The organism is Kitasatospora sp. NPDC052868, assembly GCF_044547105.1.
Lineage (GTDB): Bacteria > Actinomycetota > Actinomycetes > Streptomycetales > Streptomycetaceae > Kitasatospora.
Genome location: NZ_JBITZW010000002.1, coordinates 348126 through 373667, shown reverse-complemented (window position 1 = coordinate 373667; position 25542 = coordinate 348126). Strand labels below are relative to the sequence as shown.

Here is a 25542-nt window from a genome sequence, read left to right as displayed (position 1 = left end):
GTGTTTTTACCTGTTGGGCATTCGGGTTTATGTATTAAAATATGGTTCCTCCGTCATCCTAATGCCTTTTTACGACACCTTATGGCGGCTTTTGGCCGCGGGGGGGGGGCGCGCCGCCGCCCACCACCCGCCCGCACTCACCCTTCGCCGCACGCCCCGCTGCGGTCGCAGTACGGCTGGCCGGCGCTGCCGCCGCAGCCGCAGAGCATCGCCCGGGGCGTCTGCCGCACCTCTCCGGCCGCGTCCGTCACCCGCAGCCGCCCGCGCAGCAGCAGTCGCCCGTCCGTGGTCCGGGCCACCGTCGTCGGCACGTCCGGCACCTCCGTGGTGCCGTCCGCCAGCCGGTAGGAGAGCGCGCCCGTCGGACAGCGCCGCACCACCTCGGCAACCGCCCCCGGCTCGGCCGCGCCCGGGCTGATCCACGGCCGCCGCCCGGTGTCGAACACGGCCGGAAGCCCCCGCACGCACTCGGCGGCATGCCGGCACACCGCAGAGTCGAAGGCCACCGCGATCCCCTCGGCCTCGTACGTCCGCACGGTCCCGCGGCGGGCGCCTGCCCGGTCGTCGGCCCGACCGTCCGGCCCGCCGCTCCCGCCCGGCCCGCCGCTCCCGTCCGGCCCGCCGCTCCCGTCCGGCCCGCCGCTCCCGTCCGGCCCGCCGCTCCCGCCCGGTTCGTCCGCGCCGGCCATCAGTCGGCCACCCGGCTGCGGTTCTCGTACGCGAGATCCGCGTACTCCGGGTGGCGCAGCATCCAGCCCTTGATGAACGGGCAGGTCGCCAGCACCGGAAGCCCCCGCGTGCGCGCATCGTCCAGGGCGGCCCGGGCCAGCGTGCCGCCGATGCCCTGCCCCTCGAAGGCGGGCTCGACCACCGTGTGCGGGTACACCACCAGGTGGTCGCTGCGCATGTACTCGGCGAAGCCGGCCAGGGTGTCGCCCACCCAGGCCTCGAAACGACTGTTCGCTTCGGCGTCGCGCACCGTGACGGTCATCGGAGCTCCTCGATCCCGGACACGGGGCCGGGGCCGGCCCCGGTCCATCATCGAGCGGCGGCTGCGGCCCCGCCCGCCGACGAGTCCGAGCCCTCCGGTCGGACCGGCTGCTCCGGGCGACCCTGGGCATCTGCGGGGCGCGGACCCTCTGGTCGGCCCGCCCCCTCCGAACAGCGCGGGCCACCGGAGAGCGCAGAACCGCCCGGGGCGCGCAGCAGCTGGGCCCGGGCCGGCGGCAGGTTGCGCCAGACCGTCCGGTTGCCGAGCCCGTGCGCCGCCTCGAACCGCCGCAGCAACCGCACCACCGCCCGGTGCCGGGCACCCCGGCGCGGCCCGACGGCGAGCGTCCGCGCCGCCGTCGTCCCCAGATACCCGAAGTACGTCAGCTCCCCGCCTGGGACGAGCAGCCGCAGATACAGGTCGAGGACGTGCCGCACCTCCGCCGGCTCGAAGTTCGTGAGCGGCAGCCCCGAGACGATCACGTCGTACCGCTCACCCCGCGGCCCGCCCCCGTCCGGCGCCTGCGGCCGGCACTCCGGCAGCTCCTCCAGCCGGCAGGCCGACAGCCGCAGGCCGATCCGCGGGCCGAGCCGCCCCAGATCCGGATCCTCCCGCAGCCGCCGCACGAACCTCGGGTTCGCCTCGACGACGTGCAACCGGTCGCCCGGGCGCAGCACCCGGGCCAGCCGCCGAGTCACCGCACCCGTCCCCGCACCGACCTCCAGCACCGACAGCGGCCGGTCCGGACGGCTGGTCACCGGCACCACCAGAGCGCTCACCAGGCCCGCCCCGCTGGGCGCCAGCGCACCCGTGCTGCGGAACGTGCGGAGCGCCTCCGCCAGGAACAACAGCCGGTCGCCGACCCTCCCCAGCGCAGGGGCGGGAACCGGGCCGACGCCGGCGGCAGTGCTCGAGTACAGCTGATCTGTCGTCATGAAGCCGACGGTAGAGACGCCTTGAATTCACCGAATCGGCCGGTGAGCGACGCCCGACCCCGACGAAAGTCCAGGGTGCCAATGCCCTTTCGTCGGGGGTGCGAGCTCGAAGACCGGCCTTAGCATCGGGCCAGCGGCCGCAGCGGGCGGACGCCGGTCCAGGGCGGGAGGGGCGGATTGACCACGAACACGACAGACCGGGCGGTCCGACCAGCCATCCCGGAGAACCGACCCGGCCGCACCCTGCTCGGCTGGCTCGGACCGGACCGGCGCCGATGGACCGAGAGCTTGTTCCTCCTCGCGATCCTCCTCCTCGCCGTCGAGGAGTCCGCCGCCCAGTGGAGCCACGCCGACGACCCCCACCGCCCCCTGCGGACGGCCGTCGCCGCGCTCGCCTCCCTCGGGCTTCTGCTCTCCCGCCGCCACCCGGTCGCCGCCGCCGTCCTGCCCGTCCTCACCGCAGGCCTCCTCAACCGGGCCTTCCCCGGCCTGTTCAGCGTCTACCACCTGGCCTCCACCGGCCGCCTCGTCCCCGCCGGCCTGGCCGGAGGCGCCATCGCCCTACTCAGCGCCACCCGCGCACACTCGGTGATCGACTGGGCCGGCACCATCGGCGCCCAACTGCTGGTCGAGGCCGCCGCCCTGTCGCTCGGGCTCTGGCTGCACGGTCGACGCGTCCTGATCCGCACCCTGCACGACCAGGTCGACGCGCTGCGCCGTGAGCGCGAGCTCCGCGCCGACCAGGCCCGCTCCGCCGAACGCGCCCGGATCGCCCGGGAGATGCACGACGTGCTGGCCCACCGCCTCAGTCTGCTCGTGCTGCACGCCGGGGTGCTCCGCGACCAAGCCCGGGCCGGTACCGTCGCCGACGACCCGGACCGCCTCGCCCACCGGCTGGAGCTGCTGCGCACGACGGCCGCCCGTTCGCTGGACGATCTGCGCGACGTCCTCGGCGCCCTCCGGGCCGAGCCGGAGCCGCCGTCCGACGCCCTGCCGCCGGCTTCCCTACCGCCGGCCCCCGGGCCGGCCGACCCGCCTGCCGAGCCCACGCCGCAACACGGGCCTGCCGGCCTCTCCCACCCCGCCCCCATACCGGCGCCCGCACTTCGCGATCTCACCGAGCTCGTCGGCGAGGCCACCGAGGCCGGGCAGATCGTCGAACTCTCGCTCGCCGGCGATCCGGAGAGCGTGCCGACCACCCACCGCCTGGCCGTCCACCGGCTGGTCCAGGAGGCGCTGACCAACGCCCGCAAACACGCGCACGCCGCACCGGTGACGGTCCGGGTCCGCTACGGGACCCCGGCGACCAGCGTCGAGGTGCGCAACGGCAGGGGCGAGGGCGATCAGGTACCGGACGGGGACCGCCCCGGTGGCGGGTACGGACTGGTCGGGCTCGCCGAACGGGTCGGCGCGCTCGGCGGGCACCTGGACGCGGGCTCCGACGGGCGCGGCGGGTTTCGGCTCGCCGCCCAACTGCCGCCGCCGCGGCGCCCGCCCGAACCGCCCCCGGTGTCGCCCCCGCCCCGGCCGCCGCCCCAGCCACCGTCCCGGACACCGTTTCTGGGAGCGACCCCGCGACCCGGCGTGGCCGAACCACGACCCGGCGCCGAAGTGACCTCACCGACGGAGGCCCAGTGATCCGAACCATGGTCGTGGACGACGACGCCCTCGTCCGGCTCGGCCTGGTCGACCTGCTCGCCCAGGACCGAGGCCTGACCGTCGTCGCCGAGGCCGCCGACGGACTGCAGGCCGTCGAGCTGGCCCGCCACCGGCGGATCGACGTCGCCCTGATGGACATCCGGATGCCCCGGCTCGACGGCATCGCCGCCACCCGCCGACTGCGCGAGCTCCCCGAGGCCCCGCGCGTGATCGCACTGACCACCTTCGACCTGGACGAGTACGTGTACCAGGCGCTCGCCGCCGGCGCCGACGGCTTCCTGCTCAAGGACACCCCGCCCGCCGAGATCGCCCGCGCGGTACACATCGTCGCCGCAGGACAGGGCATGCTGCACCCGGCCGCGGCCCGCCGCCTGATCGACCGCTACCACCGCACCGGCGCACCGCGCTCGGTCGAGGCCCGCAGCCGCGTCTCCGCGCTCACCCCGCGCGAGGTCGAGGTGCTGCGCGAACTCGGCCGCGGCCGCTCCAATGCCGAGATCGCGTCCGCACTCGGCATGCGGGAGAGCACCGTCAAGGCGCACGTCAGCCGGATCCTCACCGCGCTCGGCGTCGGCAACCGCGTCCAGGCCGCGCTCCTCGCCCGCGATGCCGGGGTGGTGGACGACACCGACTGACTGCGGACCGCTGCACACCGACCGCTGCACACCGACCACCGACTACCGCTCACCGATCTCCGTCCATTGCCCATCGCCCAGCGCCCCTCCACGGCGACGGGCCATCCGCAGTTCGGCTGCCGCCACACCAGTGCCGGGTGGGCTCCCACCTCGTACCGCGCGCTGAGCCGCTGTCACCCATCCGGCGTGGAAATGCCGCGTCTTGGCGGTTTGCGCTGCCGAACCCCGGCGCTAGGTCCATGGTGGAGATGGGCGCGATCCGGCGACCGCGCTCGCGCACCGATCCAGGCCCGCGCGCCGTGCGCCCGCCGCTGTTCTCCGATGGGCGCCCCGTTGCGGGGTCTGGTCCCGGTGCGCTGGGAACAGGGCCACCTCGCAGGAAACCGAACGGTTCTTCTAGGCTCACATCTCGGCTTCCCTGCGGCGGTGCGATCTCTGCGCCCGCCGCTTCGAAGCCGCCGTCCACGGGGGCTCCGGGCCGACCGGGGCCTCCGGATCGAGCGAGGAGGACGCAATGCCAAGCATGCCGCCCAGCCGTTCCACCGTACTTGGGCCAGACGGGCCGTCCTGGCGGACCGTACGATCCGCCGGCGCCGCACGCCCCGGCTGGTCCGGACACCCGGGCTGGTCCGGCCGGCCGGTGCGACCGCTGAATACCGGCGGCGGCCGCGGAGGCGAGCGTTGAGTCCCCAAGCCGTTCGGCCGGCCGGAACGCCGACCGCGACCTCCGATCCCGGCGCCGCCAAGTCCGTGACCCGCGCGGGCAGCGCCCCGACATCCGCCCTCCCGTCCATCGCACCGACCGCCCTACCGACCGCCCCAGCAACCGCTCCACCAGCCGTCGCACCGTCCGCAACGCAGTCCGCAACGCCGTCCGCAGTGCCCACCGGGACCTCGTCCGTCGCACCGACCACCCTCGCACTCACGGTGTCGGTCGCAACAGCGGTCACGGCGTCGGTCACGGCGTCCGCCGCCACAGCGGTCGTCCGGCCCGTCGCCGCATCGGCGGCGCTGCCGACCGCCACGGAGAGCGACGCCCAGGCGGGCCCCACCGCCGCGCTCCCAGGCCTGCCCCAGGCGCTCAGCACCCGCGCCCGCACCCTGGCCGGAGCCGTCCGGAAGCGCTGCGCCGACCTGGCCCGGATCGAGTCCCCCAGCGGGGACGCGCCCCGACTCGACGCCCTGGCGGAGGAGTTGGCCGCCGGATTCCGGGCCACCGGAGCCACCGCACGCCGCGAGGCCGCCCCGGCCGGAGACCACCTCGTCCTTCAGTGGGACGGCCAGGACGAGAGCCTGCCGCACCTCCTGGTCGTCGGCCACCACGACACCGTCTGGCCGGTCGGCACCCTCGCCGACTGGCCGGTCACCGAGCAGGACGGCACCCTCAGCGGCCCCGGAGTCGTCGACATGAAGGGCGGACTCGCCATTCTGGAGGGTGCGTTCGCCCTGCTCGCCGACCTCGGCCAGCGCCCCCACCGCACCGTCCGCGTGGTCGTCGTGTCGGACGAGGAGGTCGGCAGCCCCGACGGCAGGCGCCTGGTCGAGCGCCAACTTCGCGGGGCAGCAGCCGTGCTGGGGCTCGAACCGTCGCACCCCGACGGCCGGCTCAAGACCGCCCGCCGCGGCAGCACCCGGGTACGGCTCACCGTCACCGGCCGCGAAGCCCACGCCGGCAACGACGCCACCGACGGCGTCTCGGCGGTGGACGAGCTCGTCGACCAGCTCGTCGCGGTACGCGACCTGGCCGGACAACCGGGCACCGAGCTCAACGCCGGGCGGATCAGCGGCGGCACCCGCGCCAACGTCATCGCCGGCCGGGCGGAGGCCGAACTCGGCCTGCGCTTCTCCACCGCGGAGGCACAGCGGCGCACGCTCGACCACCTGGCCAGGCTGACCGCGCTGCGCCCGGGGGCCCGGGTGCGGACGGAGGTGCTGTCCAGCCGGCCGGCCTGGCCGGAGCGCTCCGGCAACCCGCTCCTGCGGCACGTCCGTTCGCTCGCGGCCGTGCTCGGCCAGCAGCTGGACGGCGCACCGGCCGGCGGGGCGGGGGACACCAACCTGCCGGGTTCGCGCGGACTGCCCACGCTGGACGGCTTCGGGGCGGTCGGCGCGGGGGCGCACGCCCGCCACGAGCACATCCGGATCGACCAGCTGGCGCCCCGGATCGCGCTGCTGGCCGCGCTGCTCGCGGTTCCGCTGCCGCGGTTGAGGGACCGCTCGGAGGGTTAGACCCTGTCCGGCCCGATCCTGCCGGGCGCGCGACGCCGGTCCTCTCGGCGCCGCGCGCCCGGCAGGATCGGCGGGGCTGGTACCAGACGATCGCGGATGGCCCGACGGCGGGCCCGTTGTCCGGTGACGACCGGGCGGCGGGCCCGCCGTCGTCTTGAGGCCCTATCGGCGTCCGTCGCCGCCGTGCCCCGGGTGCTCGCCGCCCTCGGGCCGCCCGTCACTTCCGGAGGAGCGGTCGGCGTTCTCGGAGGGGTGTTCGAGGAGCGGGAACAGTCGGGTGACGGCGGCCACCGGGCGGGTGTCGGGGCCGGGACCGCGGCGCCGGTAGGGGGCGAGCAGGGCGCGGACGGCGGCGCCGAGGTCGGCCAGCTCGTCGGGGGTGAGGTGGAGTACGTCGCTGGACGCCTCGTCGTGCTGCCACTCGGCGGGGGCCTGCGCGCGGTGGGCGAGCCACTGGCGGTAGCTGGTGTCCTCGAGGTCCCCGGCCAGGTGGGGGTGCAGCTCGGCGTCCGGGCCGGAGCCCGGCCCGTGGGTTCGGCGCTGTGCGGGCCCGGCGTGGTCCGACGGGGCGGCGGAGTCGGCGCCGTCGGGCGGCATCAGCGACCCCTCCCAGCGCAGCTGCCAGGGGCGTGACCTGCCGTCGCCGGTGGGGGCCTCCTCGATGAGGCCGTACCGGGCGAGCTGGCGCAGGTGGAACGAGCAGGTGCCCGAGCTCTGGTGCAGGAGCTGAGCCGCCTGGTTGGAGGTGATCCTGCCCCAGGTGGCGATCAGGTCGAGCAGCGCGAGACGGATCGGGTGGTGCGGTAGCGGCCGGTTGGGGGCGGCCTCGAGCGGCCGCCCCCCGGTCTCGGCGGCTGGCGTCTTGTCGGTAGGCACTTTGCAAAGATGCCTGTTTGCAAAGTGCCTGGCAAGCCCTGGGCGGATGAAACACCCCAGGTGGCAGGCCATTGCCTCGACCAGCTATTTGCAAAGTCACACTTTGCAAAGTATGGATAGGCGGGCCAGTACGTCACGGGAAGGGAGTCCGGCTATGGCCGAACAGGCGCGAGACCAGGTGCGGGTGCAGGCGCAGGTGCAGGCGCAGGGGCAGGGGCAGGGGCAAGGAGAGGCGCAGCGGCAAGAAGAGCGGCAGGGGCGAGGAGAACCACAGGTACCGGGCCAGGCGCGGGACCAGGTGCGCGGCATGGTGTCGGCCTACGGGCCCGCCCGGGAGTCCGTACGGGGATCGGTGTGGCTGCAGGGTGAGCGCGTCGAGGGCTACCCCGAGGTGCCGCCCGAGACGCTGCGCGGGGCGGTGCGCCGGATCACCGTGGTGGGGGAGGAGGTGCTGCACCGCCGGTGCAGGGCGGTGTCGGAGGAGGAGTTCGGCACGCCCGAGCTGGCGGGCCTGGTCGACGACATGTTCGCCGCGATGTGGGTGGCCGAGGGGGTCGGGCTGGCGGCGAACCAGATCGGCGTGGACCTCCAGGCCTTCGTCTGGGACTGCCTGGACGAGGACGGTGTGCGCCACGTCGGCCACATCCTCAACCCCGTCCTGGACGAGCTGCCCGCCGCCGACCGCCGGCTGGTCGAGGCGGAGGAGGGCTGCCTCTCCGTCCCCGGCCCGTACCTGGGGCTGGCCCGCCCGGACTTCGCCGTGGTGCGCGGCCGCGACCTCGCGGGGCGGCCGCTGGTGATCGAGGGCCACGACTACTTCGCCCGCTGCCTCCAGCACGAGACCGACCACCTCTACGGCGGGCTCTACATCGACCGCCTCTCCCACCGCGCCCGCCGCACCGTCCTGCGGCGGATGGACGACCGCAAGGAGAAGGTCTTCGCCAAGCGCGCCGCCCGCGCCGAGCAGCTGGAGCGCATGCGCTGAGACCCGGCGCCGGAGCAGCCGCCCGCCCCGCCCTACCCCGCCCCCGGCCAAGCGGGGGCGGGGCCGCCCCGCATCGCCGCCCCACCCCGCCCGCACGCTCCCCGTTTCAACCGTCGGCCGGGGTCCCTTGTCAGGCCCCCGTCCCACCGCGCACAATGGAACCGACCGAACGGTCAGTCGGTCGAAGGGTCGACGAAGGACCGGAGAAGGGCGAGAGGGGACCGTGGTGACAGCAGAGGTGGCCGAACCGATCCCCCTGCAGACGCAGGAGGACCGGTTCGAGGCGGTGATCGCCGCCGAACAGCGGATCGAGCCCCGGGACTGGATGCCCGACGCCTACCGGGCCACCCTGATCCGCCAGATCGCCCAGCACGCGCACTCCGAGATCATCGGAATGCAGCCCGAGGGGAACTGGCTCACCCGGGCCCCGTCCCTGCGCCGCAAGGCGATCCTGCTGGCCAAGGCCCAGGACGAGGCAGGCCACGGCCTCTACCTCTACGCCGCCGCCGAGACCCTCGGCGTGGACCGCGCCGAGCTCACCGAGAAGCTGATCTCCGGCCGGCAGAAGTACTCCTCGATCTTCAACTACCCGACGCTCACCTTCGCCGACGTCGGCGTGATCGGCTGGCTGGTCGACGGCGCCGCGATCTGCAACCAGGTCCCGCTCTGCCGGTGCAGCTACGGCCCGTACGCCCGCGCCATGGTCCGGATCTGCAAGGAGGAGTCCTTCCACCAGCGCCAGGGCTACGAACTGCTGATGACCCTGATGCGCGGGACGGACGCCCAGCGCCGGATGGTCCAGGACGCGGTGGACCGCTGGTGGTGGCCCTCGCTGATGATGTTCGGCCCCTCCGACGCCGACTCGCCGAACACCGCCCGCTCGATGGGCTGGCGGATCAAGCGGCACACCAACGACGAGCTGCGCCAGCGCTTCGTCGACATGACCGTCCCGCAGGCGGAGCACCTCGGCGTCACCCTCCCCGACCCCGGGCTGCGTTGGAACGAGGAGCGCGCCGGCTGGGACTTCGGCGAGCCGGACTGGTCCGAGCTGACCAGGGTGATCCACGGCCAGGGCCCCTGCAACGCCCAGCGGGTCGAGCGCCGCCGGGCCGCCCACGAGGACGGCGCCTGGGTCCGCGAGGCGGCCGTCGCCTACGCGGAGAAGCGCCGCGCCGAGGTGCGGCACCAAGCCGAAGAGGAGAACGGAAAGTGACCGAGTCCAAGGCCGGCTGGCCGCTGTACGAGGTGTTCGTGCGCCCCCGGCGCGGCCTGAACCACGTGCACGTCGGCTCGCTGCACGCGTCCGACGACCGGATGGCCCTGCTCGCCGCCCGCGACCTCTACACCCGGCGCAACGAGGGCGTCAGCCTCTGGGTGGTCCGCTCCGACGCGATCACCGCCTCCACTCCGGACGAGCGGGACCCGTTCTTCGAACCGAGCGGCGACAAGGTCTACCGCCACCCGACCTTCTACGACATCCCCGAGGATGTCCCGCACATCTGACGGGGAGCAGCAGAACCATGACCGACGACCACGTCTACCTGACCCTCTCCGAGGCGTCCCCCGAGCCCGAGGGCGAGGGCCGCTGGGCGTACGGGACGGGCTTCGCCGATCCGCTGCTCGGCGTGGACACCGCCGTGCCGGCCGGCCTGGACGGCGCCGAGCTCGCCGCCTACTGCCTGATGCTGGGAGACGACGCCCTCGTCCTCGCCCAGCGGCTCATCGAGTGGTGCACCCGGGCGCCCGAGCTGGAGGAGGAGGTGGCGCTCGCCAACCTCGGCCTCGACCTGCTCGGCCAGGCCCGCCAGCTGCTCACCCGGGCCGGCCAGGCCGACGGCTCCGGACGGACCGAGGACGACCTGGCGTACTGGCGCGAGGAGCACGACTTCCGCAACGTCCGCCTGGTCGAGGCCCCGAACGGGGACTTCGCCTTCTCGATCGCGCGCCTGCTGCTCTTCGCCACCGCGCGCGGCGCGCTGTACGAGGCGCTGGCCGGGCACGCCGACCCGGTGCTGGCGGCGGTCGCCGCCCGGGGCGTGAAGGAGCTGGCCTACCACCGCGAGTACGCCACCGCCTGGACGCTGCGGCTCGGCGACGGCACCCCGTACTCGGCGCAGCGGATGCAGGCCGGGTTGGACGAGGCCTGGCCGCTGCTGGACGAGCTGTTCACCGCGCACCCGGTGGAGCTGCGGGTCGGCGTGGACCCGGGCACGCTGCGCGCGCCGGTGCTCCGCGAGCTCGCGGCCGTGCTCGCCGAGGCCGGGCTGACGGTGCCGCAGACGCCGCCGCTGGCCAGTGTCGGCGGCCGGGCCGGCCGGGACGGTGTGCACACCGAGGCGCTGGGCCTGCTGCTGGCCGAATTCCAGGTGCTGGCCCGCGCACACCCGGGGGCGACATGGTGACGACGACGCGCAGCCGGGCCTGGGAGATCGCGGCGAGCGTCCCGGACCCGGAGCTGCCGATGCTCACCCTCGCCGACCTCGGGGTGCTGGCCGGGGTCGAGGAGGACGGCACGACGGTGACCGCCTGGCTGACCCCGACCTACTCGGGCTGCCCGGCCGTCGCGGAGATGGCGGCCGACGTGGACGGGCGGCTGCGCGCGGCCGGCTACCCGGACGTCCGGGTGCGGCTGCGGCTGGACCCGCCGTGGTCCACCGACCTGATCACCGAGGAGGGCCGCCGCAAGCTCGCCGAGGCGGGCATCGCCCCGCCCCGCCCGACCGCCGAGCGCCCCTCGTCCCCCGGCCTGCTGGCCCTCGGCCCGACCCGCCACCTGGTGGCCTGCCCGCTCTGCGGCGGTACCGACACCGAGGAGCTGTCCCGCTTCGGCTCCACCGCCTGCAAGGCGCTGTGGCGCTGCCGCGGCTGCCGGGAGCCCTTCGAACGCGTCAAGGAGATCTGAATGGCCGCCCGTCCAGCCCCGGCCGCCACCGACCAGGCCCCGGCCGCGACCGACCCGGCGTCGGCCGCACCCCCGGCCCCGGCCGCCCGTGCCTTCCGCCGCCCGACCTTCCACGGGCTGCGGATCGCCCTGGTCGAGCGGCTCTGCGAGGACGCCGTCGCGGTGACCTTCGAGGTGCCGGACGAGCTCGCCGAGGAGTTCGCGTTCCGGCCGGGCCAGACGCTGACGCTGCGCCGGGTGGTGGACGGTGTCGACGAGCGCCGCTCGTACTCGATCTGCGCCCCCGTCGGCGGCCCGCTGCGGATCGCCGTCCGCGAGGTGCCGGGCGGGCTGTTCTCCCGCTGGATGGTGCGGGACGCGCGGGCCGGCGAGGAGGTCGAGGTGCTGACGCCCTCCGGCCTGTTCACCCCCGAGCTCGGCGAGCCCGCCGACCACGTCCTGCTGGCGGCCGGCTCCGGCATCACCCCGATGCTCTCCATCGCCGGCTCGGTGCTGGCCGCCGACCGCACCTCCACCGTCACCCTGCTCTACGGGAACCGGCGCAGCGACACCGTGATGTTCGCGGACGAGCTGGCCGACCTGAAGGACCGCTACCTCGACCGCCTCCAGCTGGTGCACGTGCTCTCCCGGGAGACCCGGGACGCCGAGCTGCTCAGCGGCCGGCTCGACCCGGACCGGGTCGAGGCGCTGCTGACGGCCCTGGTGGACGTGGCGGAGGTGGGCCACTGGTGGCTCTGCGGTCCGTTCGGGATGGTCACCGGCGCCAAGGACCTGCTGTCCGGGCTCGGCGTCCCGGCCGAGCGGGTGCACCAGGAGCTGTTCCACGCCGAGGACGAGCCGGTCGCCGAGCGCTCGCCGGAGGCCGGGCCCGCGGACGGCGGCCCGAGCAGCGAGGTCACCGTCGTCCTCGACGGCCGCGGCAGCACGCTCTGCCTGCCGCGCGACCGCTCCATCCTGGACGGCGCCCAGCGCTCCCGCCCCGACCTGCCGTTCGCCTGCAAGGGCGGGGTCTGCGGCACCTGCCGCGCCCTGGTCACCGAGGGCGAGGTGGAGATGCGCCGCAACTTCGCCCTGGAGGAGAAGGAGCTGGCGGCCGGCTACGTGCTGACCTGCCAGGCCCGTCCGCTCACCGACCAGGTGACCGTCGACTACGACCGCTGAGTCGACCCGCTGCGCCGGCTACTGCTTCACGGGCCGGTTACCCGGGTCGGCTACCGGGCCGGCAGAACGGCGGCCCGGGCCGGCCCGGGTTCGCCGAGCAGTCCGACGAGGTCGGCGACGGCGGCCCGCCCGGCCCGGTTGGCGCCGATGGTGCTGGCGGAGGGCCCGTAGCCGACCAGGTGCACGCGCGGGTCGGAGCTCGCCCGGGTGCCGGTGAGGGCGATGCCGCCGCCGGGGGAGCGCAGGCCGAGCGGGGCGAGGTGGCCGACCTCGGGGCGGAACCCGGTGGCCCAGACGATGGCGTCGACCGGCAGCTCGACCCCGCCCCAGGCGACACCGTGCTCGGTCAGCCGGTCGAACATCGGGCGGCGGTGCAGCGCGCCCAGCTCCTCGGCGCGCCGGTAGGCGACGGACGGCCCGAGGCCGGTCACGCTCACCACGCTGCGCACCGGCAGCCCCTGCCGCACCCGCTCCTCGACCTTGGCGACGACCGCGCGCCCGTACTCGGGGGTGAACGGGCCCTCGTGGTAGACCGGCTCGCTCCTGGTGACCCAGACCGTCTCGCCGACCGCCGCGACCTCCGACAGCACCTGGATCGCGGAGGCGCCCCCGCCGACCACCAGGACGCGCCTGCCCGCGAACTCCTCCGGGCCGCGGTACTCGGCGTAGTGCAGCTGCCGCCCGGCGAACCGGCCGGGGTAGTGCGGCAGGAAGGGCCTGCTCCAGGTACCGGTGGCGTTGATCAGGGCCCGGGCGGCCCAGGTGCCCGAGTCGGTCTCGACCAGCAGCCGGGCGTCGGGCCGCTCCGCCGCCGAGCGGACGGCCAGCACGCGGACGGGGCGCACCACCGGGAGCGCGTGCTTCGCCTCGTACGCCGCGAAGTACCCCGGCACGACCTCGTGGGCGGGGGCGTCCGGGTCCGGCGCGGGCAGCTCGAAGTCGGGCAGGTCGTGGAAGCCGTGCACGGTGGCCATCCGCAGCGAGGGCGCGCGGTGCGCCCAGGCGCCGCCCGGCGCGGAGTCGGCGTCGAGCACGACGAAGCCGCCGTCGGCGTCCGCCCGGTAGGGGGCGAAGCCGCGGCGGCGCAGGTGGTATGCGGCGGACAGGCCCGCCTGTCCGGCGCCCACCACCACGACGTCGACCTGCCGGGCCGCGCCGGCGCCGGCCGCGGCCCCCGTCGCACCGCGCGTCGCGCCGTCGGCCTCACCGTTGGTTGCACCGTAAACAGTCACGCCGGTGAAACATCAGCGGCCGGGTCGGTGTTCCCCGCGGCCGGCAGACAGGTCCCGGGCAGGGCCTAGGTCGCCGGGGAGATCACCACCGCCGTCCCGTACGCACAGATCTCCGTGCCGACGTCCGCGGCCTCCGTGACATCGAACCTCATCATCAGCACCGCGTTGCCGCCGCGCGCCTGGGCCTGCTCCACCAGCCGCGCCATCGCCTCGTTGCGGCTCTCCACCAGGGTCTTCGTCAGACCCTTCAGCTCGCCGCCGACGAGGGACTTCAGCGAGGCGCCGATCTGGCTGCCGATGTGCCGGCTGCGCACCGTCAGGCCGAAGACCTCGCCGATCACGTGATCGACCCGGTAGCCGGGGATGTCATTGGTGGTCACCACCAGTACCTGGGTGTTCGGGCCCTGCCCGCCGCCGTATTCGTCAATGTTGGCCATGGGCCCCATCCTCTGCGCCGCAGGCCGTCCGGAGGCAGAGGCGGGGCCGGGAACGACCGGAGAACGCACGGAGATGCCGGACACACCGGTGATGGGACGGCGGAAAGGCCGTACCGTAGCCCCATGGGCGAGCGAAGCGATCATCCACAGGGGCCGGGCGCGGCGGAGGACTCCGGTGCGCAGGAGATCGAGGCGACGGTGGTGCTGGGCCTGCGGATCACCGACTGGCCGGCGCTGCGCGCCGCGGCGATCGCGGCCGTGGAGGAACTGGACTTCGACGGCAACGATCCGGCCGGTCAGCGCCGCGAACTGCTGCGCGAGGTCGCCGAGGACGCCAACGCGGCGCTCGGCGCACTGCTGCACCCGGACCGGCTGGTCGCCGCGATGCCGGGCGTCGAGGCGATCGGCGGCACGCTGGAGATCAGCGTCACCGAGGACTTCGCCCCGGACTTCGCCGAGCTGTTCCCGCTGGACGCCGACGAGGCGGACGGCGGCGGCGGAGCCGGCGACTGGACCCTCACCCCGCGCACCGCCTGTCTGCTGCACGCCCAACTCCTCGGCCTGGCCGACGCGGCGTACGACGACCTGGAGGAGCACGAGGACGAGCCGGTGACCGACGGGGAGGAGGCCGACTGGACGGTGTTCGGCCGGCTTCCGCAGCGCACCTGGCTCCTGCACCGGGGCTGGCGGCGCGCGATGGCCCGCGCCTTCGACGACCTGGCCGACGACCTGGCACTCGGCGAGTGGCCGCTGCCGCGCTGCCTGGCCGAGGAGATCGCGCTGCGGATGGCCCTGGTGGACGCCCGCACGCTGCTCGGCGCACAGCCCGAGTCGGTCGCCGACATGATGGGCGACCTGCCGGCCGACCTCTACGACTACGACTGGGACGGCTGCCACGACGAGCTGTTCGGGGTCTACGGGCCGGACGACGGCGATCCGGAGCTGAGCACCGAGCAGCGTGCCGAACTGCTGCTGTCCGCAACCCACCCGGAGGGCTGGTTCCTGTCCTACGAGGACGCGGAGGAGCGGGACCCGCAGCGCGGCTACCGGCGCTGACCGCCGCCGACCCGGCTAGGCTGCGGGCATGTCCGACATGTCCGATGGCTCTGGTGCGGTGCCCGGCGGCGCGGTGCCCGACGGTGCGTGGTTCGACGGCTCCGGGTCCGGCGGCACGGCGGCCGACGACGCGGTGCTGGCCCGGTTGGCGCTGGGTCTTGAGGGCGTCCAGGCCGCGCAGCGCGGGCGGACGGCCGAGGCCCGGCACAGCTTCGAGCGGCTCTGGGAGGAGCTCGGCGAGCGCGGCGACGTGTTCCACCGCTGCGTGCTGGCCCACTACCTGGCCGACCTCCAGGACGACCCGCGGGCCGAGCTGGAGTGGGACGAGCGGGCCCTGGCCGCCGCCGACTCGCTGACCGCCGAGCAGGCCCAGACCTACCGGTCCGCCCTCCAGGTCCGGGCCTTCTACCCCTCGCTGTACCTCAACCTGGCCTCCGACCACCTCAAGCTCGGCGAGCCCGACCGCGCCCGCGAGCAACTGGAGCGCGCCGTACGCAGCCTGGACGCGCTGCCCGCGGACCCGTACGCCGAGGGCATCCGGGCCGCGGTGGACGACCTGCGCCGTCGCCTGCGCGGCTAGGGCCCCGTCAGCCCGCCTCGCCGTCCGGCAGGCCGTCCGAAAAAGCCCTGTTGTTCAACGTTTTTGTTCAATGACCGAGCGCCGAACCCGAACAACCCCGGTGCGCTACATCTGGGACACACGCCTCAGGAGTGCCGCAGATCCGCAGTTTCACCGGACGCCGGGAGAGTTCACCAGATGACGACGCTCTGCATCGGAAACAACCGCACCGAGGAGATGGTCGGGGACCTCACCGGGATGACGCAGCTGGAGCGGCGGTTCGCCGGCTGCGGAGCCCAGCGGATGCTCTGGTTCGCCGAGGACGACGACGTGCTGGTGCTGCCCTGGGAGCCCGACCCGGCGTACCTCGGGTACGTCACCGGGCTGACCGGCACCAGGGCCGAGAGCCTGACCGTCGTGGTGCCGCCGCCCGGGGTGGAGGGCGAGGACATCCTCACCCCGGACCGGCTGGCCGACCCGGGTTTTCGCGAGGAGCTGCGCCGGGTGCTGGCCGGGCGGCCGGTGGAGCGGGTGCTGGCGATCTCGCCCAACGCGGCCGTGGTCGACCTGGCCGCCGCGCTCGGCGCCGAACACGCCGTGCCGGGCCACGCCTTCGCCGCGCAGGGCGGCAATGCGCTGGTCAACAGCAAGGCGGTGTTCCGGGCGCTGGCGGCCGGGGCCGGGGTGCCGATCCCGCCGGGAACGGTCGCCACCGCGCCGCAGCAGGTGGAGGCGGCGGTCAACGGGCTGCTGGAGCAGGGCCACAGCGTGATGATGAAGGTCGAGTACCAGGCCGGCGGCTTCGGCAACGAGATCCTCAGCCGGGACGAGCAGGTCACCCCGGCCGGTGCGCAGCGGGTGGTCCTGCTGGCGGACCGGGCGGCCGTGGCCCGCTACGTCGCCGAGCGGTGGGAGTGGCTGACCGGCGGCCGCGGCCAGCGGGTCGTGGTGGAGCGGTACTTCACGGACGCGGCGCCGCTCTACGCGGAGTTCACGATCGGCGACCACGCCGCGGTGCTGTCCGGCTGCGGGGAGATGGTGATGGACCCGGTGGTGATCGGGGAGATCACCCCGCCGGTCACCCCGGACGCCGGGGCGATGGCCGAACTGGTCGACCAGGCCGCGCGGTTGTGCGAGTCGCTGCGGGTGCTCGGATACCGCGGCACGGTCAGCGCGGACGCCTTTCTGACGCCCAAGGGCGAGCTGTACTTCAGCGAGACCAACGGCCGGCTGACCGGTTCGACGCATCTGCACGACGCGCTGTTCGCCAGGCTGGTCGGTGCCGAGCACCGCGCCTCCCGGGTGATCCTGGAGCTGGCCGGCCTCTCCGTGCCGTCCTTCCCGGAGGCCGTCGCGGCGGTCGAGCGGGCCGGGCTGGCCTTCGACCGCGCGACCCGGACGGGCGTGGTGTTCAGCGCCGACTTCGTGCCGGCCGACGGCTCGGTGATGTACTGCGTGATCGCGGAGGACGCCGACGCCGCCCGGGCGGCGGAGCGCCGGCTGACCGCACTCTTCGCCGAGTGACGGGGCCGGCCGGGGGGCCGCGCCCCGGGATGCGCGCGGCGGTGATCCACCGGTACGGCGGGCCCGAGGAGTTCCGGGTCGAGACCCGGCCCGAGCCGGTGGCCGGGCCGGGGCAGCACCTGATCGACGTCACCCTGGCCGGGATCAACTACGCGGACCTGCACTGCCGTCGGGGCGAGTACCAGCGGTACCCGCTGCCCGCCGTGCTCGGCGCGGACGTGGTCGGCCGGCGGCGCGGGGACGGGCGGCGGGTCGTCGCCCTGCTGCGCTCCGGCGGCGGCTACGCCCAAGTGGCGTGCGCCGAGGCCGCGTACACCGTGGAGGTGCCGCCGGAGGTCGGTGACGAGCAGGCGCTGGCGCTGCTGGAACAGGGTGCGACGGCCTACGGCGCGCTGGCCCTGCTCGGCCGGGTGCGGGCCGGTGAGCGGGTGGCGGTGACGGCGGCGGCCGGCGGGGTCGGCCACCTGGCGGTCCAGCTGGCCCGGGAGCTGGGTGCGGGTCGGGTGGTGGGGCTGGCCTCGACGGCGGCGAAGCGGGAGTTCGTCCGCTCGCTCGGCGCGGACGCCGCGCTCGATCCGGCCGATCCCCGACTGGCCGCGCTGCTGGGGGAGTTCGGCGGGATCGACCTGTTCGTCGACTCGCTCGGCGGCGAGGTGCTGCGGGTGGGGCTGGCCTCGCTGGCGCCGTTCGGGCGGCTGCTCAGCGTGGGGGCGCGCGGCGACGCCGAGGAGTCCTTCACCGTGGACGAGTTGGCGGACCGCTCGGCCGGGGTGCTGGCCTTCTGGCTGCAGCAGGTCCTGGACGACCGGGCGCTGTTCACCGAGGTCGCCGACCGGCTCTTCCGACTCGCGGGCGGGAAGCGGCTGGTGGCCAGGGTCGACCGGGTCGTCCCGCTCTCCGGGGTGGGCGGCGCGCACCGGGCACTGGCCGCGCGGGAGACCATGGGCAAGGTGCTGGTGGACGTCCACCGGGAGGACGGCAGCGCCGGCTGAGCGCCCGGGGCAGGAGGGCACCGGCCGGGAGGACGTGCCGACGGGGGGTGGGGCCTGCGATCCGGCCCCACCCCCCGTCGGCCTGTGCTCAGTACCCGGTGGCCTCGTCCAGGCCGTAACCGCGCAGGGGCACCAGGAAGCTGCGCTCGAAGACCACCACCACCTCGCCGGTCGACTTCGTCCCGGTGGTGCGGCAGCTGACGATGCCCTGCCCCTCGCGGGACTTGGAGAGCCGCTTGGCGAGCGTCTCGGTCTGCGCGTACAGGGTGTCGCCGGTGAACACCGGGTGGGTCATCCGGATGTTCTCCCACCCCAGGTTGGCGATGGTCCGCCCGCTGGTGGAGCGGGCGGTCATCCCACCGACGATGCTGAGCGTCACCAGGCTGGAGACGATCGGCCGGCCCCACGGGGTGTGCTCGCTGTACGCGGCGTCGATATGCAGCGGGGCGTCGTTCATGCTCAGCATGCTCATCAGCACGTTGTCCAGCTCGGTGACGGTCCGGCCGGGGCGGTGCTCGATGACGTCGCCGACGGTGAACTCCTCGTAGTACCGGCCGACCACCTCGCGGTAGCGCCGCTCGCCAATCCGCCGGTAGCCGGCGGGCCCGAGGTCGTCCGGGTCGTGGTGGTCCGGGTCGTGGTGGTTAGGGTCGTGGTCGGTGCTGCTGTCCGTACTGCCGTGCATGCCGTGCTTCTCCCGAAGTGTCAGAGGTCGGAGGTGAGTTCCTTGACGTGCCCGGCGAACTCGGTGATCAGCCGCTCGTCCATATCGGCGCGCATCATCAGCCGCAGCCCGGCCTCGCCCTTGGGGACGATCGGGAAGAACACCGCCGAGCTGTAGAAGCCGCGCTCGAAGAGCTGGGCGGAGAGCTTGACGGCGCGCTCGGCGTCGCCCACGTCCACCCGGCGCACCGGCAGCCCGTTGCCCGCGAAGGTGGTCGGCAGCAGCTCGTCAAAGAGGTCGATATTGCGGTTCAACTTGGCTTGGAGTTCGCCGAGTTCACCGGAGCGGTGGACGTCGGCGCTGCCCAGCGAGGCGCCGACCAGCGGCAGGGCGACGTTCTGCGACCAGCCGACCGGTCCGGCGTGGCGGTGCAGGAACTCGAACTGCTCGCGGTTGCCGAGCATCGCGATGCCGCCACCCGTCCCGAAGCCCTTGCCGAGGCTGGCCACGATCACGGTCAGCGGGTTCATCTCCAGCCGGGAGCGGACGAAGCCCTCGCCGCGCTCGCCCATGATGGACAGCGAGTGGGAGTCGTCGATGTAGAGGAACAGGCCGTAGCGGTCCTGGAGTTCGAGCAGGCCGTCGAGCGCGGCCGCCCCGCCCATCGAGTACGCGCCGTCCGCCACGTAGGCGACCCGCGGGTACTTGCGGCAGATGTCCTCCAGGTAGTTCAGGTCGTTGTGCGGACAGTTGAGCACCAGCGACTCGTCCGCGCAGATCGGCTTCACATAGGCCATGCAGAAGTGGCAGAAGCGGTCGAAGACCATCACCCGGGGGCCGCCGCCGGGGCCGTCGCAGGTGCCGTCGAGGTGGCCGGAGGCGATCAGCGGCAGGATCCCGGCGGTGAGCGCGGTGCAGGAGGCGCCCGGCAGGATGTGGGCGCCGAACAGCTCGCCGAGCTCCTCCTCCAGCCGCACCAGCAGGTTGTGCCGGATCCGGGTGGTGGAGGTGACCAGCCAGGTGCTCTTGGACTCGGTGAGCGCGTCCACCGCGCCGGTCGCGATCTTCGGGTGGTTGTTCAGTCCGAGGTAGGCGCAGGAGACCATGTTGGCGAACTCGTGGCCGGTCTCCCGGACGATCAGCCGGTTGTTGGACTCCGAGTCGACCTTGATGCCGATCAGCCCGTTCGCACCGGCCGCCTGCCACACCGGGTCGGCGGTGGCGAGCATGGCCTCGGCGTTGCGGTACCGGCGCGGGCCCTGGATGGACTCTTCGGTCATCGTCACGTCTCTTTCCTGGTGGCTGCGGGCGGGTTGGGCACTGCGGGCCCGCCGGCCCCGTCGGGCGGAGCCGACGGACCCGGCAGGGCCGGCGGGCCGGACAGGTCGAACTGCTCGATCAGGCGCTGGGAGGCCTCGAAGAAGGGCATGCCGACCATCACGCCGTCCACGACGGTGACCGAGCGGCCGTTCTCGCGGCCCGCCTCGACCACCCGCCGGGCCCGCTCCAGCAGTTGCTCGTCCGGGCTGAACGCCTCGTTGATCAGCCGGAGTTGCCTGGGGTGGACGGCGATCTTGCCGCTGAAGCCGAAGTCCCGGGCGAGCGCGGCCTCCCGGCGCAGCCCGTCCAGGTCGGTCACCTCGAAGAACGGCGCGTCCATCGCCTCCACCCCGGCGGCGCGGGCGCTGTTGACCACCCGGCCGCGGGCGTGCGCGAGCGCCTCCCAGGAGAGCCGGGCGCCGACCGCGAAGGCGTAGTCGGCCGAGCCGAAGACCAGCCCGCGCAGGCGGTGGCCGGCCGCGGCGATGGCGGGCGCGTGCTCGATGCCGAGCGGGGTCTCCACGACGGCGAGGAACTCCGTCTCCGGGCAGTCCGCGCCGAGCGCGCCGGCCGCGATCTCGATGTCCCGGGGGGACTCCGCCATCGGGATCAGGACGACGTCCGGCTTGACCCGGTAACGGGTGAGCGCGATCAGGTCGCGCAGACCCTCGGGCCCGGACAGCGTGTTGATGCGCACCGCGCTGCGGGCCAGCTTGGTGGACGGCAGGGCGAAGAACTCCTCGGCGAGTCGGCGGGCCTCCTCCTTGTGGGTGGGCGGGACCGAGTCCTCCAGGTCGACCATGGCGATATCGGCCCCGGACTGGTGGCTCTTGGCGTACCGCTCCACCGCCATCGCGGGTGTGGACAGCAGGGAACGGCAGTACCGCGTGAACTTCATGGAAATCTCCGAAGTCAGCGAAGTCTGCGGGTCCCGGTTCTATCCCACCGGCATTGTTCGCCGCCGAGTGGCTGGACATTGAACATCAACTCGGAACAACCGGCCCGCAGGTCCCATTGTTTGACGCCAACTGGCCTGTGCATGATGAATCTCGGGGGATGGACACACGGCTTCACACCAACGTCATGTCATCGGGACTCGTGTCATCGAGCACCACTTCAACGGAGAAGGGGGCTGTTGTGCCGCGTCGAGAGAGTCCACTGGACCAGGGGGACGGGCCGCTGCTGCGATTCGCGGGCGATCTGCGGGCGCTCAGGGAACGGGCGGGCACCCCGCCGTACCGCCAACTCGCGGTACGGGCGCACTGTTCGGCCGCCAGTCTGTCGGTGGCCGCGGGCGGGCGGCGGCTGCCGAGCCTCGCCGTCACGCTCGCCTATGTACAGGCCTGCGGCGGCGACGTCCGGGAGTGGCAGCACCGCTGGCAGCTGCTCGCCGCCGAACTCGCCGCCGACACCGCCGCCCGGCGGCGGGCCCAGGACGCCGGACGCGCCCCCTACCCCGGGGCGGTGGCCTTCGAGGCGGCCGACGCGGAGCGGTTCTTCGGGCGGGAGGCGCTGTTGGACCGGCTGGTGGCGCTGCTCTCCGAGCGGCGGCTGGTGGTGCTCGTCGGGCCGTCCGGGGTCGGGAAGTCCTCGCTGGTCAGAGCCGGTCTGCTGGCGAGGCTGGACGGTGGTGCGGCCGGCGGGCCGCGCGAGGGGCCGTCCGCCGGGTCGGCCGTCGGATCGTCCGGACCGGTCGGCGGGTCGGCGGTGGGCTGGGGCCGGGGCACCGGCGGCGGGTCGCGCGGCGGGCGGGCGACCGGGGGCGCCGTACCCGTCGCTCTGCTGACCCCCGGGGAACGGCCCATGGAGGCCTACGCGTTGGCGTTGGCCCGGCTCGGGCAGCGAGCCGGGGAGGCGCGACGCGGGGCCGACCCGGTGCTGGTGGTGGACCAGGCGGAGGAGCTGCGCACCCGGTGCCGGGACGCGGCCGAGCGGGACCGGTTCCTGGACGCACTGGTGGCGAGCGCCGCGGACCCGGGTGCGGGCGGCGCGGCCCAGGGGCCGGTCCGCTGCCGGGTGGTGCTGGTGGTGCGCTCCGACCAGGGCGCGGCCCTGCTGGCCGAGCACCCGGGGCTGACCGCGGCCTGCCGGGACGCGGTGCTGGCGGTCGGGCGCCCGGCGCCGGACGAACTGCGCCGGGCGATCACCGAACCCGCGCTTCGCTCGGGCTGCACCGTCGAGGGCGCGCTGCTCGCGGTCCTGATCTCCGCCGCCGCACAACAGCCGGGTGCGTTACCCCTGTTGTCCTCCGCCCTGTTGGAGACCTGGCGGCGGCGCAGCGGAAACGCGCTGACCCTGGCCGGATTCCAGGCCACCGGCGGGTTCGAGGGGGCACTGGCCCGGACGGCCGAGGCGCTGTACGGCGGGCTGGGCGCGGAGGACCGCGAGCGGGCCAGGGCGGTGTTCCTGCGGCTCAGCGGCGAGGCGGCTCCCGGCGGCGGCGAGGGTGCGCGCAAGCCGGTCGGGCGGGCCGAGTTCGACGGCCCGGGGGTACCGGCGGTACTGGAACGGCTGGTCCGGGCACGACTGGTGGTACTGGACCGGGGCACCGTCGAGCTGGCGCACCACGTACTGCCGCAGGCCTGGCCGCGGTTGCGGGACTGGCTGGCCGAGGGGCGGGAGGTGCTCGGCGACCAGCGGCGGCTCACCGAGGCCGCCCGGATCTGGGACGCCGCCGACCGGGACCCGGAACTGCTCTTCCGCGGGGCCCGGTTGGAGCAGCTGCGGCGGGGGGTGGCGGCGGGCCAGCTGACCCCGGCCGGGGTGGAGCGGGCCTTCCTGGCGGCGGCCGTGCGGACGGCCGCCGCGGACCGGCGCCGGTCCCGCCGGCAGAGCCTGGCGGTGGCCGGGCTCGCGGCGGCCGGCGGGGCGCTGCTCACGCTGGCCGGCGGGAGCCGGATGCGGCGGGCCTGGCGGCATTGATCAGCGTCGGAGCGGCGGGAGTTGAACAATCCCGCGGTTAATCGCCGGGTAATCCGGCCGGGCCGGGATTGTCGATCACCTGCTTGCGCGGCCGTCGGCGGGCCGGGTAGCTTGGCGATCGATCCCGGCCCGTGCAGCTTGCGAATTGGCCTGCCTGGCCAGGGATTTCCCGCCGGTCCCGGTCGGCCGGTGCCGACCGGACGGTTTCCCCGAGGCAATTCCGCCGCCGGGGCGGTCCGTTCGGTATCCGCCTGGGCGCGGCTGCGCGCGCTGCCGCCCTTCCCACTCCTCCCGTCGGTCCTCCGGCCCTGATGTTCGTGCTGTTCACGTCGCTACGTCGTTCGCAGCCGTTCCCTGCCGTTCCCCTCCGTACTCGCCGTGCCGCCGTACCCGCTGAACCGCTGTCCCCGGTGTTCACGCCGTCCTTAGTTGTTCACGCTGTCCTCGCCATATTCCGAATCCGCGTCAAGGGGGAGTCATGTCCAATTCGGCCCGTCCGGTGCACAGCTGGGACGAGTTCACCACACTGCGCGAGGTCGTGGTCGGCACCGCTGCGGGCGCCCGGCTGCCCGAGCAGTCCGACCCGTCGTCCTGGCTGTCCTGCTTCCCGAAGACCAGTGCCGCCGACCTCGCCACGATCCCCACCGGCGCCTACCCGCAGCAGGTGATCGAGGAGACCGAGGAGGACCTGGACGCGCTGGTCGCCACCCTGCGAGGCCTGGGCGTCACCGTCCGCCAGCCCGAAGTGATCGACCACTCGGCGGAGTTCGCGGCGCCGCGCTGGCGGGCCGAAGGCGGCTTCCACAGCTACTGCCCGCGTGACCTCACCCTGGTGGTCGGCGAGACGGTGATCGAGGTGGCGAGTCCGATGCGGGCCCGCTACTTCGAGGTGTTCGGCCTGCGCGACCTGTTCCAGGAGTACCTGAAGGGCGGGGCCAACTGGCTGTCCGCGCCCCGGCCGCGACTGGACGACGAGCTCTTCGAGTTCGATGCGGACGGCCTGCCGCTGCTCGGCGAGGCGGAGCCCGTCTTCGACGCCGCCAACGTGCTGCGGCTCGGCCGGGACGTCTTCTACCAGGTCTCCCGCAGCGGCAACGAACTCGGCCTGCGCTGGCTGGAGTCGACCCTCGGCCTGCTCGGGGACCTGCGGCTGCACCCGCTGCGCGGCATCTACGGCTACACCCACATCGACAGCACCATCGCCCTGCTGCGGCCGGGCCTGGTCCTGCTCAACCCCGAGCGGATCAGCCCCGAGACGGTGCCCGAGCCGCTGCGCGACTGGGACATCCTCTGGTGCCCGCCGGCCGAGCCCTCGGCCGACTCGCCGGAGAACGCGCTGAGCGAGAGCTGGATCAGCATGAACCTGCTGATGGTCAGCCCCGACACCGCGATCGTGGAGTCCGGTCAGCACAGCCTGATCAAGCAATTGGAGCACGCGGGCATCACCGTCGTTCCGCAGCGCCTGCGCCACTCGCGGGTGCTGGGCGGAGGCTTCCACTGCGTCACGCTGGACATCCGGCGGGACGGCGGGCTGGAGGACTACCTGGCGTGAGGACGGCGGCGGGGCGGTCGGAGCCGGTCGACCAGGGCCGGCCGCCCCGCGCCGGCCCTCCCGCGGTGATCGACACGTGGGCGGGGGCTGGCATGCTTGACGGGTGACCTCTCCGTTCGACGCCCCCGTTCCCACCCCGTCCGCCGACGACCGCGACGGCCAGCCGCAGTACGTACTGCCGCTGCTCGTACGGCTGGAGCGGGCCACCCCGCCCGGGCGCACCGACGCGCTGGAGACCTCGGCGCGGGCGGTGCTCACCCTGCTGGCGGACCCCCGGGTCACCGGGCCGGACGGCGAGTGGGCCGAGCGGGTCGAGGCCTGGGAGGACGCCCGGATCCGCAAGGTGGTCCGGCGCGCCCGGGGCGGCGAATGGCGGCGGGCCGGCGAGCTCCCCGGGATCACGGTGGCGGGTCGGGAGGCGGAGGTGCGGGTCTTCCCGCCGGTCCCGCTGGACGGCTGGCCCAAGGAACTGGCCAAGCTCCAGGTGTCGGGGACGGACCTGGAGGAGGCCGGCCCGCTCGACGACCCGGCGCCCGGTGTGCCGGTGCTCTGGCTGAACCCGGAGCTGGAGATGAGCGCCGGCAAGACGATGGCCCAGACCGGTCACGCCGCCCAGCTCGCCTGGTGGCGGCTGGACGACGCCCAGCGCAAGGACTGGGCCGAGTCCGGCTTCGCGCTGGCCGTCCGCACCGCCTCGCCCGGGGCCTGGGCGGAGCTGGTGGCGAGCGACCTCCCGGTGGTCCACGACGCGGGGTTCACCGAGATCGCCCCCGGGCTAACTGTTGCACTCGAAGGAGGCACGCGCTACTGCCCCACCCCGCGCCTACGACGCCCGTGAACGCACCGCTCTGACCCCAACATGGCAACGTAGCAGGTGAGGTGCGCGTGCGTTCTCGGCAGTCGCGTGCCTC

Annotated in this window: 25 protein-coding genes; 16 read left to right on the top strand and 9 right to left on the bottom strand. The window is 74.3% G+C overall.

Features of this window, described 5'->3' with window-relative positions; genetic code table 11:
• Positions 1-137: 137 nt before the first annotated feature.
• From ACIGZJ_RS05310 to ACIGZJ_RS05300, 3 genes are read right to left on the bottom strand one after another with little or no spacing between them, the layout of a single operon-like run.
• A complete protein-coding gene (locus ACIGZJ_RS05310; RefSeq protein WP_396456023.1) occupies positions 138-689 on the bottom strand; it encodes a (4Fe-4S)-binding protein in 552 nt (183 codons plus the stop codon).
• Positions 689-991, bottom strand: coding sequence for a GNAT family N-acetyltransferase (locus tag ACIGZJ_RS05305; RefSeq protein WP_396456022.1), 303 nt, complete (start codon positions 989-991; stop codon positions 689-691). Before ACIGZJ_RS05305 ends, ACIGZJ_RS05310 begins: the two co-directional genes overlap by 1 nt.
• 47 nt (positions 992-1038) lie before the next feature.
• On the bottom strand, positions 1039-1926 hold the full coding sequence (locus ACIGZJ_RS05300) for a class I SAM-dependent methyltransferase (RefSeq protein WP_396456021.1): 888 nt from the start codon (positions 1924-1926) through the stop codon (positions 1039-1041).
• 177 nt (positions 1927-2103) lie between these two features.
• Here ACIGZJ_RS05300 and ACIGZJ_RS05295 point away from each other — a divergent pair, with 177 nt between their 5' ends.
• From ACIGZJ_RS05295 to ACIGZJ_RS05285, 3 genes are all read left to right on the top strand, one after another.
• Positions 2104-3564: a sensor histidine kinase gene (locus tag ACIGZJ_RS05295; protein WP_396456020.1), complete on the top strand. Its 1461-nt coding sequence runs from the start codon at positions 2104-2106 to the stop codon at positions 3562-3564.
• On the top strand, positions 3561-4220 hold the full coding sequence (locus tag ACIGZJ_RS05290) for a response regulator (RefSeq protein ID WP_396456019.1): 660 nt from the start codon (positions 3561-3563) through the stop codon (positions 4218-4220). The genes ACIGZJ_RS05295 and ACIGZJ_RS05290 overlap by 4 nt, the downstream gene beginning before the upstream one ends.
• An 879-nt stretch (positions 4221-5099) precedes the next feature.
• On the top strand, positions 5100-6449 hold the full coding sequence (locus ACIGZJ_RS05285) for a M20 family metallopeptidase (protein ID WP_396456018.1): 1350 nt from the start codon (positions 5100-5102) through the stop codon (positions 6447-6449).
• Between the two features lie 162 nt (positions 6450-6611).
• Here ACIGZJ_RS05285 and ACIGZJ_RS05280 read toward each other — a convergent pair whose 3' ends face one another.
• A complete protein-coding gene (locus tag ACIGZJ_RS05280; RefSeq protein WP_396456017.1) occupies positions 6612-7325 on the bottom strand; it encodes a winged helix-turn-helix domain-containing protein in 714 nt (237 codons plus the stop codon).
• 307 nt (positions 7326-7632) lie between these two features.
• Between ACIGZJ_RS05280 and def the strand changes: the two genes are divergently transcribed.
• From def to paaE, 6 genes are all read left to right on the top strand, one after another.
• Positions 7633-8310, top strand: coding sequence for a peptide deformylase (gene def, locus ACIGZJ_RS05275; RefSeq protein ID WP_396456238.1), 678 nt, complete (start codon positions 7633-7635; stop codon positions 8308-8310).
• Between the two features lie 226 nt (positions 8311-8536).
• A complete protein-coding gene (gene paaA / locus ACIGZJ_RS05270) occupies positions 8537-9523 on the top strand; it encodes a 1,2-phenylacetyl-CoA epoxidase subunit PaaA (protein ID WP_392931801.1) in 987 nt (328 codons plus the stop codon).
• Positions 9520-9813: a 1,2-phenylacetyl-CoA epoxidase subunit PaaB gene (gene paaB, locus ACIGZJ_RS05265; protein ID WP_030234269.1), complete on the top strand. Its 294-nt coding sequence runs from the start codon at positions 9520-9522 to the stop codon at positions 9811-9813. Before paaA ends, paaB begins: the two co-directional genes overlap by 4 nt.
• A gap of 17 nt (positions 9814-9830) precedes the next feature.
• Entirely contained in the window at positions 9831-10712 is an 882-nt protein-coding gene (gene paaC / locus ACIGZJ_RS05260; protein WP_396456016.1) for a 1,2-phenylacetyl-CoA epoxidase subunit PaaC, read from the top strand.
• The gene (paaD, locus tag ACIGZJ_RS05255) at positions 10706-11212 is read left to right on the top strand and encodes a 1,2-phenylacetyl-CoA epoxidase subunit PaaD (RefSeq protein WP_396456015.1); all 507 of its coding nucleotides are present in this window, start codon (positions 10706-10708) and stop codon (positions 11210-11212) included. The genes paaC and paaD overlap by 7 nt, the downstream gene beginning before the upstream one ends.
• Positions 11213-12373, top strand: a complete 1161-nt coding sequence (gene paaE / locus ACIGZJ_RS05250; protein ID WP_396456014.1) for a 1,2-phenylacetyl-CoA epoxidase subunit PaaE — start codon at positions 11213-11215, stop codon at positions 12371-12373.
• A gap of 50 nt (positions 12374-12423) precedes the next feature.
• On the opposite strand, the gene ACIGZJ_RS05245 is transcribed toward paaE, so the two are convergent.
• Positions 12424-13506: an NAD(P)-binding domain-containing protein gene (locus ACIGZJ_RS05245; protein ID WP_396456237.1), complete on the bottom strand. Its 1083-nt coding sequence runs from the start codon at positions 13504-13506 to the stop codon at positions 12424-12426.
• Between the two features lie 164 nt (positions 13507-13670).
• The gene (locus tag ACIGZJ_RS05240; RefSeq protein WP_396456013.1) at positions 13671-14042 is read right to left on the bottom strand and encodes a YbjQ family protein; all 372 of its coding nucleotides are present in this window, start codon (positions 14040-14042) and stop codon (positions 13671-13673) included.
• Between the two features lie 123 nt (positions 14043-14165).
• Here ACIGZJ_RS05240 and ACIGZJ_RS05235 point away from each other — a divergent pair, with 123 nt between their 5' ends.
• From ACIGZJ_RS05235 to ACIGZJ_RS05220, 4 genes are all read left to right on the top strand, one after another.
• Positions 14166-15098 (top strand): hypothetical protein, encoded by a 933-nt coding sequence (locus tag ACIGZJ_RS05235; RefSeq protein WP_396456012.1) that lies wholly within the window; start codon positions 14166-14168, stop codon positions 15096-15098.
• 28 nt (positions 15099-15126) lie between these two features.
• The gene (locus ACIGZJ_RS05230; RefSeq protein ID WP_396456011.1) at positions 15127-15678 is read left to right on the top strand and encodes a hypothetical protein; all 552 of its coding nucleotides are present in this window, start codon (positions 15127-15129) and stop codon (positions 15676-15678) included.
• Between the two features lie 177 nt (positions 15679-15855).
• Positions 15856-17181: a peptide ligase PGM1-related protein gene (locus tag ACIGZJ_RS05225; RefSeq protein ID WP_396456010.1), complete on the top strand. Its 1326-nt coding sequence runs from the start codon at positions 15856-15858 to the stop codon at positions 17179-17181.
• Positions 17178-18173: a zinc-binding alcohol dehydrogenase family protein gene (locus tag ACIGZJ_RS05220; RefSeq protein ID WP_396456009.1), complete on the top strand. Its 996-nt coding sequence runs from the start codon at positions 17178-17180 to the stop codon at positions 18171-18173. Before ACIGZJ_RS05225 ends, ACIGZJ_RS05220 begins: the two co-directional genes overlap by 4 nt.
• Positions 18174-18261: 88 nt before the next feature.
• On the opposite strand, the gene ACIGZJ_RS05215 is transcribed toward ACIGZJ_RS05220, so the two are convergent.
• The 3 genes from ACIGZJ_RS05215 to ACIGZJ_RS05205 are packed head-to-tail and all read right to left on the bottom strand — an operon-like array spanning position 18262 to position 21055.
• Positions 18262-18858 carry a MaoC family dehydratase gene (locus ACIGZJ_RS05215; RefSeq protein ID WP_396456008.1) on the bottom strand — a complete coding sequence of 199 codons (597 nt, stop codon included), beginning with the start codon at positions 18856-18858 and terminating at the stop codon, positions 18262-18264.
• Positions 18859-18878: 20 nt separating this feature from the next.
• Complete coding sequence (locus tag ACIGZJ_RS05210) at positions 18879-20117, bottom strand: aminotransferase class I/II-fold pyridoxal phosphate-dependent enzyme (protein ID WP_396456236.1); 1239 nt, start codon at positions 20115-20117, stop codon at positions 18879-18881.
• A 2-nt stretch (positions 20118-20119) separates the two neighbouring features.
• The gene (locus ACIGZJ_RS05205; RefSeq protein ID WP_396456007.1) at positions 20120-21055 is read right to left on the bottom strand and encodes an HpcH/HpaI aldolase/citrate lyase family protein; all 936 of its coding nucleotides are present in this window, start codon (positions 21053-21055) and stop codon (positions 20120-20122) included.
• A 239-nt stretch (positions 21056-21294) separates the two neighbouring features.
• Here ACIGZJ_RS05205 and ACIGZJ_RS05200 point away from each other — a divergent pair, with 239 nt between their 5' ends.
• The 3 genes from ACIGZJ_RS05200 (at position 21295) to ACIGZJ_RS05190 (ending at position 25469) form a co-directional block, all read left to right on the top strand.
• Positions 21295-23079: a hypothetical protein gene (locus ACIGZJ_RS05200; protein ID WP_396456006.1), complete on the top strand. Its 1785-nt coding sequence runs from the start codon at positions 21295-21297 to the stop codon at positions 23077-23079.
• 478 nt (positions 23080-23557) lie between these two features.
• Positions 23558-24631: an inosamine-phosphate amidinotransferase 1 gene (locus ACIGZJ_RS05195; RefSeq protein WP_396456005.1), complete on the top strand. Its 1074-nt coding sequence runs from the start codon at positions 23558-23560 to the stop codon at positions 24629-24631.
• Positions 24632-24734: 103 nt separating this feature from the next.
• Positions 24735-25469 (top strand): peptidyl-tRNA hydrolase, encoded by a 735-nt coding sequence (locus ACIGZJ_RS05190; RefSeq protein WP_396456004.1) that lies wholly within the window; start codon positions 24735-24737, stop codon positions 25467-25469.
• The last annotated feature ends 73 nt before the right edge of the window (positions 25470-25542 follow it).